Annotated in this window: 12 protein-coding genes and 1 pseudogene; 8 read left to right on the top strand and 5 right to left on the bottom strand. The window is 49.4% G+C overall.

Annotated elements, in window-relative coordinates:
* Positions 1-89: 89 nt before the first annotated feature.
* The 8 genes and pseudogenes from K2I50_RS05610 to ssb all read left to right on the top strand — a co-directional run.
* Positions 90-1,382 carry a GTP-binding protein gene (locus K2I50_RS05610; protein WP_301025228.1) on the top strand — a complete coding sequence of 431 codons (1,293 nt, stop codon included), beginning with the start codon at positions 90-92 and terminating at the stop codon, positions 1,380-1,382.
* Between the two features lie 313 nt (positions 1,383-1,695).
* Positions 1,696-2,208, top strand: coding sequence for an arginine repressor (locus K2I50_RS05605; protein ID WP_301025227.1), 513 nt, complete (start codon positions 1,696-1,698; stop codon positions 2,206-2,208).
* 82 nt (positions 2,209-2,290) lie between these two features.
* The gene (locus K2I50_RS05600) at positions 2,291-2,920 is read left to right on the top strand and encodes a GNAT family N-acetyltransferase (protein WP_301025226.1); all 630 of its coding nucleotides are present in this window, start codon (positions 2,291-2,293) and stop codon (positions 2,918-2,920) included.
* A gap of 36 nt (positions 2,921-2,956) precedes the next feature.
* On the top strand, positions 2,957-4,174 hold the full coding sequence (locus tag K2I50_RS05595; protein WP_301025225.1) for an argininosuccinate synthase: 1,218 nt from the start codon (positions 2,957-2,959) through the stop codon (positions 4,172-4,174).
* Entirely contained in the window at positions 4,171-5,142 is a 972-nt protein-coding gene (gene argC, locus K2I50_RS05590) for an N-acetyl-gamma-glutamyl-phosphate reductase (RefSeq protein ID WP_301025224.1), read from the top strand. Before K2I50_RS05595 ends, argC begins: the two co-directional genes overlap by 4 nt.
* A 22-nt stretch (positions 5,143-5,164) precedes the next feature.
* The gene (locus tag K2I50_RS05585; RefSeq protein ID WP_301025223.1) at positions 5,165-6,295 is read left to right on the top strand and encodes an aspartate aminotransferase family protein; all 1,131 of its coding nucleotides are present in this window, start codon (positions 5,165-5,167) and stop codon (positions 6,293-6,295) included.
* 4 nt (positions 6,296-6,299) lie between these two features.
* A complete protein-coding gene (proC, locus tag K2I50_RS05580; protein ID WP_301025222.1) occupies positions 6,300-7,097 on the top strand; it encodes a pyrroline-5-carboxylate reductase in 798 nt (265 codons plus the stop codon).
* 7 nt (positions 7,098-7,104) lie between these two features.
* Positions 7,105-7,431: pseudogene (gene ssb, locus K2I50_RS05575) on the top strand (single-stranded DNA-binding protein); the annotation flags it as partial.
* A 127-nt stretch (positions 7,432-7,558) separates the two neighbouring features.
* Here ssb and K2I50_RS05570 read toward each other — a convergent pair.
* The 5 genes from K2I50_RS05570 to K2I50_RS05550 all read right to left on the bottom strand — a co-directional run bounded on the left by K2I50_RS05570 (position 7,559) and on the right by K2I50_RS05550 (position 11,670).
* Positions 7,559-8,605 (bottom strand): hypothetical protein, encoded by a 1,047-nt coding sequence (locus K2I50_RS05570; protein ID WP_301025221.1) that lies wholly within the window; start codon positions 8,603-8,605, stop codon positions 7,559-7,561.
* 24 nt (positions 8,606-8,629) lie between these two features.
* Complete coding sequence (locus tag K2I50_RS05565; RefSeq protein WP_301025220.1) at positions 8,630-9,103, bottom strand: DUF6108 family protein; 474 nt, start codon at positions 9,101-9,103, stop codon at positions 8,630-8,632.
* 7 nt (positions 9,104-9,110) lie between these two features.
* Positions 9,111-9,599: a hypothetical protein gene (locus K2I50_RS05560; protein ID WP_301025219.1), complete on the bottom strand. Its 489-nt coding sequence runs from the start codon at positions 9,597-9,599 to the stop codon at positions 9,111-9,113.
* A 22-nt stretch (positions 9,600-9,621) separates the two neighbouring features.
* Entirely contained in the window at positions 9,622-10,119 is a 498-nt protein-coding gene (locus tag K2I50_RS05555) for an RNA polymerase sigma factor (RefSeq protein ID WP_301025218.1), read from the bottom strand.
* A 279-nt stretch (positions 10,120-10,398) separates the two neighbouring features.
* Positions 10,399-11,670, bottom strand: coding sequence for a PD-(D/E)XK nuclease family protein (locus K2I50_RS05550; RefSeq protein WP_301025217.1), 1,272 nt, complete (start codon positions 11,668-11,670; stop codon positions 10,399-10,401).
* Positions 11,671-12,059 lie beyond the last annotated feature (389 nt).

Raw genomic sequence — 12,059 nt, 5'->3', positions numbered from 1 at the left:
CTCCCTCATCACAAGCGAAAATCTGCTCGACGATTGACCGCCCTGACGGTAACATTTATTATTAAACAAGCTCTAATAATATACACGCAATGTCAGATATTAAAAAAGAAACACCGGTATTGCTGCTTACAGGATATCTCGGCAGCGGTAAAACCACTCTGGTAAATCATATCCTCACCAACGAACGCGGCATACGCTTTGCGGTAATCGTCAACGACATCGGCGAGGTCAACATCGACGCCTCTCTCATTCAAAAAGGAGGAGTGGTAAACCAAAGTGACGACTCTCTGGTTGCCCTTCAGAACGGATGCATATGCTGCACTCTGAAGATGGATCTCGTAAAGCAGATTGAGGACATAATAGCCCTCGACCGTTTTGACTACATCGTAATCGAGGCAAGCGGCATATGCGAGCCGGCGCCTATAGCTCAGACCATATGTTCCATCCCCTACATGAGTGCCGGATACGCCCAGAAAGGTATACCGCGCCTCGACTGCATTGTAACCGTCGTCGACGCCCTGCGCCTGCAGAGCGAATTTGACTGCGGACGCAGTCTTGCCTCAAAAGAGATTGACGACGAAGACATCGAGAATCTTGTGATACAGCAGATTGAATTCTGCAACATCATTCTGCTTAACAAAGCCTCTGAAGTCGCTCCCGACGAGTTGCGTCGCATCCGTGAGATTGTAAAGGTAATACAGCCCAAGGCTGAGATTATCGATACCGACTATGCCGACGTCGACATATCGCGCCTGCTCGACACCCACATGTTCGACTTTGAGAAAGTAGCCACTTCGGCCGGATGGGTACGGGAGCTTGAACGGCCTGTAACGGAAGAGGAGGAGCTCGATGCCCAGGCCGACCACCATCATCACCATAGCCACCATCATGAGGCCCATGATGAAGAGCACGAAAAAGAGCATCACCATCATGACCATTCCGAATGCGAGACTCATGTCCACCATTGCCACCATCACCACCATCATCACGACGGTGAAGGCGAGGCTGAGGAATACGGCATACAGACCTTCGTATACTATCGTCGCGATCCGTTTGACCTCAACAAATTCGACTACTTCCTCGCCAAAAACTGGCCACGCAATGTTATCCGCACAAAAGGCGTGCTCTATTTTGAGCAACGTCCGGAAATGTCTTACCTTTTCGAGCAGGCCGGCGTACAGAAAAAGCTGACGGAGGCCGGACAATGGTATGCGACAGCACCCGAAGAAGACCTCATGATGATTATGCAGCAGAATCCCGACATGATGCGCGACTGGCACGAGCACTATGGCGACCGTATGGTCAAACTCGTGTTCATCGGGCAACATCTCGACCGTGAAGCTATCACACAACAGCTTGACGCCTGTCTCGGCCATTTCTGATACGGGGATGTCTATATAGCGTATGGCCTCCGTTACACCGGCCATACGCCCGAAGACTGTTGATTCCAAATTTTATGTATTTTAACTATGTCCGCTGCGATTCTCTCACCATGGAGGCTATCGGGCGGACATATCATTTTATTTTTCGCAGATTTATTGTATAAAAATTCATAAATCTGCTGTTTTATTAGATATTGTTGCTATATTTGCAGCAATAATTCACACCGATACGTAGAGCCTCTGGATTTGCTCGCGTATCCGGTGGTACATTATATATAAGTCAACGGCATATCCCACGATACATCGGAAAGTTATGAACAAACGAAAAACCCGACTTCAGGCCATACTGGAGATTCTTACCAACAACGTCATAGGCAGCCAGGAAGAACTGTCTCGGCTGTTGGCGGCACGAGGTTTCGTAGTCACTCAAGCAACCTTGTCGCGCGACCTTAAGGCATTGCGCACCACCAAAGTGGCTACCGACTTTGGCGGCTATCGCTATGTAGTGATGCAGCCAGGCGAAGTACCTGTCGATGAAGTCTGGGAGGCCGTACCGTCAACGGCCCAGTCGGGCACACACCACGCAGTCGAATCCATAGCGCTTGCCGGCAACATCCTTGTGATAAAGACTCGTACAGGATATGCCTCAGGACTCGCGTATGATATTGACCAGCTCGACTCGCCCTATCTGCTCGGCACAATATCAGGAGCCGACACTGTAATTGCTGTTGTCAACGAACAGTATTCACGCGCCGAGATATTCGACTCTTTTCTCGGTTTTTTCCCCGATAGTGTACTTGAAAAAGCACGCGACCAGTTCTTGTGATTTTATTCAACCCCAATGTTCTGAGAAGCTGTATGGAGTCATATTGATTACATGCCGTTTCTAAAATATATTAAGAATATAGATGTTAGAACCTGTCAACAGTTCAATCGACCCTTCGAAAATCCAGGTACTCGTAGCCTCTGAAGACCACGTAGGATATGTAGAGGAGATTCTCGACACCATCAATCGGGCCGCAAAGGTACGCGGCACAGGCATCGCCAAGCGCTCTCCCGAATATGTGCGCCAGAAGATGCTTGAGCGCAAAGCGGTGATTGCCCTCTACGAGGGACGCTTTGCAGGCTTCAGCTATATAGAGTGCTGGAGCAATAAACAGTTTGTTGCCAATTCCGGCCTTATCGTGGCCGACGACTTCCGCGGGTTAGGCCTTGCCACCCGTATCAAACGACGAATATTCCGCCTGTCGCGCGAGATGTTCCCACAGGCGAAGATTTTTTCACTTACTACAGGTGCCGCTGTAATGAAGATGAACTTCGAACTCGGCTACCGTCCTGTGACATTCGACCAGCTCACCACCGACGCCGCGTTCTGGCGTGGATGCGAGAGTTGCGTCAACTTCGACATACTACAGCGCAACGGCGGACACAAATGTCTCTGCGTAGGGCTACTGTATGACCCTGCCGAGACCAAATATCATCCCAACGATCCGATTACAGGCACTCCACTACCTGAGAGCGACTGTATCGACGAATAAATCCTCATATTCACCCGTAAAACAACCAGACCACATATGGAACCCAAGAAAAAAGTCGTGCTCGCCTTCAGCGGAGGTCTCGACACATCATTTGCAGTAAAATATCTTTCAGAAGACTGCGGCTACGAAGTATACACTGCCATAGCCAATACCGGAGGATTCTCTCCCTCAGAACTTAAAGCAATAGAGGAGCGCGCACTCGCTCTCGGAGCAAAAGAGCACGCCACTCTCGACATAACACAGGAGTACTACGACAAATCAATCAAATATATGATTTTCGGCAACGTGCTCCGCAACGGCACATATCCCATATCGGTAAGCTCCGAACGCATATTCCAGGCGATAGCCATAATCGAGTATGCTAAAAAAATCGGCGCACACTGCGTTGCCCACGGCTCGACAAGCGCCGGAAATGACCAGATACGTTTCGACCTTACATTTGAGATTCTTGCTCCGGAGATTGAAATCATCACTCCCACCCGCGACATGAACCTTACCCGCGACTACGAAATCAACTACCTCAAGGAGCATGGATATGTAGCCGACTTTACAAAACTCGAATACTCCATCAACAAAGGCCTGTGGGGTACATCGATCGGCGGTAAGGAAACACTCCACTCCGACCAGACTCTCCCCGAGGAGGCATATCCCACCCAGATGACAGCCACCGCCGACGGCAGGCTGACTATCGACTTCAATCAGGGACAGATTGAGGCCGTCAACGGCGAAGTATTCGCCGACAAAGTGGCCGCCATACAGAAAATCGAGGAACTTGTAGCTCCCTATGCCCTCGGACGCGATATGCACGTGGGCGATACTATCATAGGAATCAAGGGACGCGTAGGTTTTGAGGCCGGAGCCCCTATGGTGATACTTGGCGCCCACAAGGTGCTCGAGAAGCATACACTCACAAAGTGGCAGCAATACTGGAAGGACCAGCTCGGCACATGGTACGGAATGTTCCTCCACGAAGCCCAGTACCTCGAACCGGTAATGCGCGACATCGAGCGCTTCCTGGAGTCGTCGCAGCGCAATGTGACCGGACGCGTTATCATCGACCTCAAGCCCTATCATTTTGTGGTAGTAGGAGTAGACAGCGATTTCGACCTCATGAAGACTGACTTCGGCGAATACGGAGAGCTTTCGAAAGCATGGACCGCCGACGATGTGAAAGGATTCACCAAAATACTCGGCAACCAGATGAAGATATACCATAACGTGCAGGTGCGCAACGGAAAGGAGCGTGAGGCATGATACGCGCCGGTATAATAGGCGGAGCCGGATATACAGCCGGCGAGCTTCTGCGTCTGCTTGTCAACCATCCCGACGTTGAGATTGCATGGATTCACAGCACATCCAACGCAGGTAATCCCGTGACGAGTGTGCATCAGGGTCTCATCGGAGAAATCGATATGAAATTCAGCTCCGATACCGACCTTGGCAACATCGACGTGCTGTTCTGCTGCACACCCCATGGAGATACACGTAAATTCATGGAAAGTCACAACGTGCCCGACGAGCTGCGTATCGTCGACCTCTCGACCGACTATCGCATCGAGGACGGAACACATGACTTTGTCTACGGTCTTCCCGAGCTCAACCGCAAGCGCATAGTTAGAGGCGCAAAGCGTGTAGCCAACCCTGGATGCTTCGCCACAGCCATACAGCTGGCACTGCTTCCGCTGGCCAAGAACCTGATGCTCAACTCGACAATTCATGTAACGGCAATCACCGGTTCTACCGGGGCCGGCGTAAAGCCGTCGGCCACAAGCCATTACTCATGGCGCAACGACAACGTGTCGATTTATAAGCCGTTCCGCCACCAGCACCTGGCCGAGATACGCCAGTCGCTGTCGCAGCTACAGCAGAGCTTCAAGGCCGACATTGACTTCATCCCTGTGCGCGGATGCTTCTCGCGCGGTATAATGGCTATACTCTACCTCGACTGCCCGATAAGTCTCGACCAGATAAAGAAGCTCTACGAAGAGTACTACGACGACCACAACTTCACGTTCATTACCGACAAGGCACCCGACCTGAAGGATGTGGTCAACACCAACAAGTGTATCATACATCTTGAAAAGGTCGACAACAAGCTCCTGATTACATCGGTTATCGACAACCTTGTCAAGGGAGCCTCTGGCCAGGCTGTACACAATATGAACCTTCTCTTCGGACTCCACGAGCGCATCGGCCTCCAGCTGAAGCCCTCTGCATTCTAAGAGCTTGTCTAAAATAATTGAAATGAATCTTTTCGACGTATATCCTCTCTTCGACATAGAGATAACCAAAGGCCGCGGCTGTCATGTGTACGATGCCGACGGCACAGAATACCTTGATCTCTACGGCGGACATGCGGTAGTATCCGTAGGACACTGCCATCCTGTCGTAGTCAAGGCTATCGAGAAGCAGGCATCGCAACTGATGTTCTACTCCAATTCGGTAATCAACCCCCTCCAGGAGCAGCTTGCCGAAAAACTCGGAAGAATCAGCGGCTACGACGATTACTCCCTGTTTCTGGTCAACTCAGGTGCGGAAGCCAATGAGAATGCACTGAAACTTGCATCGTTCCATACCGGACGCAAGCGTGTGGTTGCTTTCCGCCGCGCATTCCACGGACGAACATCGGCCGCTGTCGAGGTGACTGACAATCCGAAGATTATATCTCCTCTCAACGCCAACAACAATGTGACTTTCCTGCCGCTCAACGATATCGACGCCATGTGCCACGAACTGGCCAAAGGCGATGTGGCGGCCGTAATAATCGAGGGCATACAGGGCGTAGGAGGTATACGCATACCCGATGCTGACTTCCTCAGAGTACTGCGCGAGGAGTGCAACCGCTACGGCACTGTACTGATTCTCGACGAAATACAGTCGGGCTACGGACGCTCCGGACGTTTCTTTGCCCATCAGTACAGCGGCATACGCCCCGACATCATTACCTGCGCCAAGGGTATTGCTACCGGTTTTCCGATGGGCGCCGTACTGATATCCCCGATGTTCAAGCCGTCATACGGAATGCTCGGCACAACTTTCGGTGGCAACCATCTCGCCTGTGCTACAGCCATAGCCGTACTCGACATAATCGAGGATGAGCACCTTGTAGAAAACGCAGCCAAAGTAGGCCAATACCTTATCGACAGGCTCAGAGAAATGCCTGAGATAAAAGAGGTACGCGGACTCGGTCTGATGATAGGCATCGAGATGCCTTTCGAGGTCAAGGAGCTGCGTCGCCATCTCATCAATGTAGAGCATGTGTTCACAGGAGCGGCTTCGACCGACATCGTGCGTCTGCTCCCGCCGCTTACCCTCACCATCGCCCAGGCCGATGATTTCCTTGAGAGATTCCGCCGGGCCATTGCCGCAATCTGACATTATGAAGATAGGAATAATCGGCGGAGGCAACATGGGTTCGGCAATAGCTGTCGGGCTCGTTTCGACTGGATTTATCCCTGCCTCCGACATAACCGTCACATCGCCACGCAGGACAACCCTCGACCGCATAGCCGCCGCATGTCCCGGAATATCGACTGATACCGACAACGCAGTGGCCGTCAGGGATACCGATGTGATAATCCTTGCGGTAAAACCCTGGCTCGTGCAACCCGTAGTAGAGGAGATTGCCCCGCGCATCGACTTCCGCCAGCAGACACTCGTAAGCCTTGCCGCTACAGTATCGTTGGCCGATTTCGACAACATATTGCGCAACTACTCATCAAAGCGTACAATAGTGCGGGCGATACCCAACACTGCCATGGCCGTGGGGCACAGCATGACATTCATATGCCATGCTGACGATGTTGCCCCGGCCCGCATAGCGCCTGTGACCGATATATTCGACCGGCTTGGCACTGCAGCCGTCATTCCCGAACAGCAGCTCGGAGCGGCAATGGCACTATGCTCATGTGGCATAGCCTACGTGATGCGATTCATAAGAGCTGCATCGGAAGGTGCCGTAGAGCTGGGCCTTTATCCCGACAAGGCAAAGGAATGGTTTCTTCAGACAATGCGGGGTGCCGTGGAGCTGCTCGAATCGACAGGAGCCAATCCTGAGAGCGAAATCGACAAAGTGACTACTCCGGGCGGACTCACCATACGCGGACTCAATGCAATGGAAGAGAACGGATTTTCAGGAGCTGTAATCAAGGGCCTCCGGGCATCGGTAAAACACTGACAGAACTATGGGCGTAAACAAGGTAATACTGCTCGGAAATGTAGGTGCCGACCCCACAGTGCGGTATATTGAGACTCGTCCGGTAGCGACATTCACACTCGCCACTACCGAGCGCGCCTACACCAGCGCCACAGGCGCACAGATTCCGGAACGCACCGAATGGCATCGAATCGTGATGTGGGACGGCGCTGCAGAAACCGCCGAGAAATACATACGTAAAGGCACGCGGCTTTACATCGAAGGGAAGTTGCGCACAAGGGTATGGGAAGACCGCAATACCATAAAGCGCAATGTGACCGAAATCATTGTCGACACATTCGAGATACTATCACCTCCTCGCCAATAATCCCCATTTTTAAAACACAATCGGTGTGCAGGACCTCGACCACCCTGCACACCGATTGTGTTTTATGAATCCCGTATAAACCGATTAATCTTGATTCAACAAAACAAACAGTTTCTTAGAACGCCACCATAATACCTGTGGAGAGCGAACCGAAGTCGAGCCCTGTCGAGGTACGCATCTTCGACATCGGCGCATAGCGCACATATGCGCCGATACCGCCGTAACCTATGTTTAATATACCGTCGACCGTGACCGGACGCTGACCGATTTTGCCGGTCTTGATTGAGTACTCTCGTCCCTCATAATCATACTCGGTCATGATATTTCCGCCGACATTAAAACATACTACCGGTCCGATTTTGGCATACACTTTGTTATTATGCCCGAATGACAGCGTATATATCAGCGGCACCTGGAGAGAGAACAGCTGTATGCGTGAGCGATGGTGTGTTACCCCCTCGTCGTACTTCTCAAGAGAGATGCGCCCGTCGGGATTCTTATGAAAGTACCAAGGCTTTCTGGTGTGGAAATTCTGCCAGTTCAGTCCCAGACCGCAAGCCAGCGAATGATGGCGCGACCAGCTCATACGTACCCCAAGAGTCATAAGCCAGGTAAACTCGTAGCTGCGCCACATCGAAGTGCCCATCTCGGGATTTTCCCTGACTGCATCGAGCCATCCGAATCCAATTCCCTGCGATACACAATCCCATGTGACCTTGCCCGACTTGGATATCGTAAATCCGAAATCACTCGCCCGCCGTCCGACATATGAAGTGAACGAGCGGTTGTCGGGATCGGCAAACGCGAAATCATATCTTACGGTCTCTCCGTCGCAGGTAGTGAAGGTAACGCACAGAGCAGTCCGGCTCTCTGTAATAGTTATATCAGTTATGTCGGAACAGTTGATACTTGTGCTTCCTGAGGCACCAAGCCTGAGGTGCATGGTATCCTTACCCGACTCAAAGTAAAAATTATCGTCCGTACCATTGACTTTGTTCACCTGTATGGATGTTGACGCCGGAGTGTACGATATGGCTATGTTGCGCGCGCTCGAGGCATTGAGAAGTGTGTCGGCCGGCATGTCATCACCGACGCCGGAGGCCCCGGCTACAAAGACAGTGAATATCAGCGACAGTAATGCAAGTGTGATTCGATATTTCATATCTTATTGATTTTAAGAGCTTGTTTAATTTAATACCGACAATGTCGAAATAACGGCTTCCGCCTCGGTGCGCGAAAGCATACCGTCGAAATAGATCATCATTACCGACGGCTTCTTACCGTCAGGCTTGTTGAGATAATACAGATACCGGTTGGTCTTCTTGCCTTTGACAATGGTCATCGGAAGCATAAAAAAAGCATACTGGAGCTTACCGTCCTTATATCTCACATTGCGCCCGATCGACTTGGCGCCGTCAGCAAGGACAAGGGGTTGCAATATCGGCGCATATGTCTCCGAATCGCCCCGGAATGTCGCCAGATTAGACAGCCCGTGTGCCTTCAGAAAACTCTGCTCTCCGCTCATCATCACCTCCGTGACCGACGGGTCGCTCACATACTTACCGCCGAGCACATTGTTGATATGCATTCCGGTCTGCGCTGATGCGTTGCCCCACGCAAATACCGCCAGCAATATCAGCAGTCGTATTATTCCTTTCATAGCACTGTTATATTTCAGGGTATTCATTTTCGATGTTGTTGATTATACGCGCCACGTCGCTGAGTTCTTCGCTGAACGTCTGCTCGGCATCACGCGCGTCACGTGTAAATTCCCTCATGTCCTCACCAAGCAGCCTTATTATAGCCTCCTGGTCGGTAATACGCTTGCCTCCGGCATAGGCCACACATGTCGACATATCTTCCGGCCCCGACATCGCCGTTGTCTGTCGGGTATACAGCCCCAGCGAGAACAGCACTACACATGCAGCAGCTATCCCTGCGATAAGCCTTACCCGTCCCGGAGAGCGCCTTCGGGAGCACCTGACATTGCTGCGGAATCCTGTCAGAGCCCGCAGCTCATCAATCACAGGATGTGACAGGCGCGTCCTGCCGAGCAAATCTCTCAACAAGGCCTCCTCCGCATCTGACAGAGCGCAGTCGAAATAGCGTTCGCCAAGACTGATTATCCGCGACAGTTCATTTAAGTCTTTATCCATCGGTAAAGCATTAATCATTAAGTTAATATATTCCTTGGCGGTACAGCTCGCGTATGGTTTTCCGCGCGCGGCTGAGCGCCATTCTCACACTCTCCTGCGACATTGACAGGCGCATGGCAATCTCTTCATATCCGATGCCCTCTATGTCATGAAGAGTGAATATCTCAAACTGGCGTTTGCTCAGCACTCGCCGGCTAAGTTCAAGCACCGCCTGATATGTAAGAGTCCGCTCGCGGTCGACATACTCCGACGATTCAGCCGCATATCCGTCCTCGTCGAGATATACCACAGGGTGGGAGACGGCACGTCGCCTTAGGTCGATAGCCGAATTGCGCACAGCGGTATAGCTGAGTCTCATAGCCTCGACCGACGATTCCACATCGCGATGACGCGCCCACAGGCCGCAGAATGCATCGTGTAGCGCATCGTCGGCGTCAGTATCGCCGGCGATACCCGCCGCGATACCGCGCAGACGCAGGCGCAGCCTCTGAAATGTGGATGTCAGTATATCGGTACTCACTTTTGGCAGTATGGGCAGGCACGTTGTGATGCGCCTTCATTATCTTTAACGGAGCCAACTGCCGTATGTAACATCACCCGACAATTTTTTTCAATCAAGGGCCCTTGAGGACATTGTTTATTGTATTTCCTAACTACCGATTCTGCGGTATCCGCAGCAATGTGGGAAAATATAGATAAGCGAAATAGGCTCTGCCATAATGAACTGCACCCAAAAGTTTTTTGTCTAACTTTTGGGTGCAGTTCATTATGATACAGTTTCAAATGCGTTTTATTGAGGTTATTTAATTAGAAACCCATCCTTTTCGGCTATATCTTTGATTTTTTTCAGCTTCTCGGCATTTCGTTGTATTTGAGTGGTGACTCTTCGTTTAGTCCCGTCGTTGAAAGTGATTGATGCTTTAGAGTAGCCGGTTTTGTCATCTTCTGTGCAGAATACAGAGCCAATAGCTCCATATCGGTTAACGATATCTTTTCCACATTTGTTGGTATATTTGTTATATGCATTCATCAAATCATACATCAGATTCGATTGATTGGTTGGTATCGTGTTATTTGTTGCGATATGCGTGATGGAATACTTCTTTATTGATGAATTGAGATTATTGATAGCTTTGAGTGTGTTCTGAATTTCTTCATCATCCTGAGTGGTTTGTCCCAATGCTTGAAGTGACATGGTGATAAGACTCTGGTTTGCCTCCCAAAATTCTTTTAGGAGGTCTGCATCTGTTGGGCTTAAACTCATAATTATTGTTTTTCCTATGTTATTGATGTATGGGAGGCTGAGAGCACGAGAATATTCCTCAAGAACGAGCCTGGTGTGAGAATCAAGTTGTGAACTTTGCAACAGGGGCACTATACAATGCTCCATAATGTCTTGATAATTAATCTTTATAAAATGGTTGCAATCGCATGTTGCATTTATAGGATTTGACTCGGGGGTTAAAAATAGATAGACTCGCAATTCATTTTCCGGACTATTGTATAGTTTTTCCTGAATAACGATATCATCCGGTGTGTCAGAAACAGTTTTCCTCTCGAAATATGTGAAATATTTCCACGTCTGCAAATCGTGCTCTTTTGTATCTACTTTGTTTTCGATTATAATTTTAAACGGCTTGATTTGATTCTCTTGTGAGATGGTTCCGCTGATAACGATATCTACTATGCCCGAATTATACTTTTGGTCATTCGTGTAATATACCCCGGGGCACGGGTATTCTCTCTCTACTTCATTAGAAAGCTGAATGTTAACCGGGTTGCCATAAGCAGCTTTGGCTAAATGAGTAGAAAAATAATCTTGCTTTCCTTGCTCTAATGCTCTCGTGTATGCCACTTGGAGTAAGGATGATATTATATTATACCCTTTTATTCCATTTGACAATTGTAACTCGAATATCCATTTCAAAAAGTTGGAATGCACCGTTTCAGAGCGATCCTTCTGTATGATATCAAATATAGACGGCGTAAGAAACTTATCCCGCAACTTATGTGTTATCGGGCTTTTATGATATTTATTGAGTAGCTCTACAACGCTCTCGTTTTGAGTCATAATGTATTGTTGTTTTTGTGCTGAGACTAAACCTGTAATATTTCATTGGGCTAATAATTGCAGAATATAGCAAATACTTATACGAATTTAAATGCTATTTTTCAGATATCCAAATCTGTATATGCGTTTTTAGCCATATATTGCAATGTATATTGCAATGTACGCATTAAATTTAGACAATCTTTTATAGATTTTGATAGATTTCATCTGCACGTCTTCTTGCATAAGTGTAATTGCGTAGGTTTTATGTAGCACGGGTGAGATTCTAAGCGTGGATAGCCTTACGGATTGATGACTATCGTACTATTGTCGTTTTAAGAGCTTGTTTAATAATAAATGTTACCGTCAGGGCGGTCAATCGTCGAGCATATTTTCGCTTGTGATGAGGG

The organism is Muribaculum sp. (genome assembly GCF_029051885.1).
In the GTDB taxonomy this organism is placed as follows: domain Bacteria; phylum Bacteroidota; class Bacteroidia; order Bacteroidales; family Muribaculaceae; genus Muribaculum.
Note: the sequence above shows the minus strand (reverse complement) of the source record. Positions and strands in the feature narration are given on the sequence as shown.

Excerpts from the sequence above, each read along its gene's own strand:
- K2I50_RS05610 (WP_301025228.1), top strand. The coding sequence starts at position 90 with ATGTCAGATATTAAAAAAGAAACACCGGTATTGCTGCTTACAGGATAT.
- K2I50_RS05605 (WP_301025227.1), top strand. The coding sequence starts at position 1,696 with ATGAACAAACGAAAAACCCGACTTCAGGCCATACTGGAGATTCTTACC.
- K2I50_RS05600 (WP_301025226.1), top strand. The coding sequence starts at position 2,291 with ATGTTAGAACCTGTCAACAGTTCAATCGACCCTTCGAAAATCCAGGTA.
- K2I50_RS05595 (WP_301025225.1), top strand. The coding sequence starts at position 2,957 with ATGGAACCCAAGAAAAAAGTCGTGCTCGCCTTCAGCGGAGGTCTCGAC.
- argC (WP_301025224.1), top strand. The coding sequence starts at position 4,171 with ATGATACGCGCCGGTATAATAGGCGGAGCCGGATATACAGCCGGCGAG.
- K2I50_RS05585 (WP_301025223.1), top strand. The coding sequence starts at position 5,165 with ATGAATCTTTTCGACGTATATCCTCTCTTCGACATAGAGATAACCAAA.
- proC (WP_301025222.1), top strand. The coding sequence starts at position 6,300 with ATGAAGATAGGAATAATCGGCGGAGGCAACATGGGTTCGGCAATAGCT.
- K2I50_RS05570 (WP_301025221.1), bottom strand. The coding sequence starts at position 8,605 with ATGAAATATCGAATCACACTTGCATTACTGTCGCTGATATTCACTGTC.
- K2I50_RS05565 (WP_301025220.1), bottom strand. The coding sequence starts at position 9,103 with ATGAAAGGAATAATACGACTGCTGATATTGCTGGCGGTATTTGCGTGG.
- K2I50_RS05560 (WP_301025219.1), bottom strand. The coding sequence starts at position 9,599 with ATGGATAAAGACTTAAATGAACTGTCGCGGATAATCAGTCTTGGCGAA.
- K2I50_RS05550 (WP_301025217.1), bottom strand. The coding sequence starts at position 11,670 with ATGACTCAAAACGAGAGCGTTGTAGAGCTACTCAATAAATATCATAAA.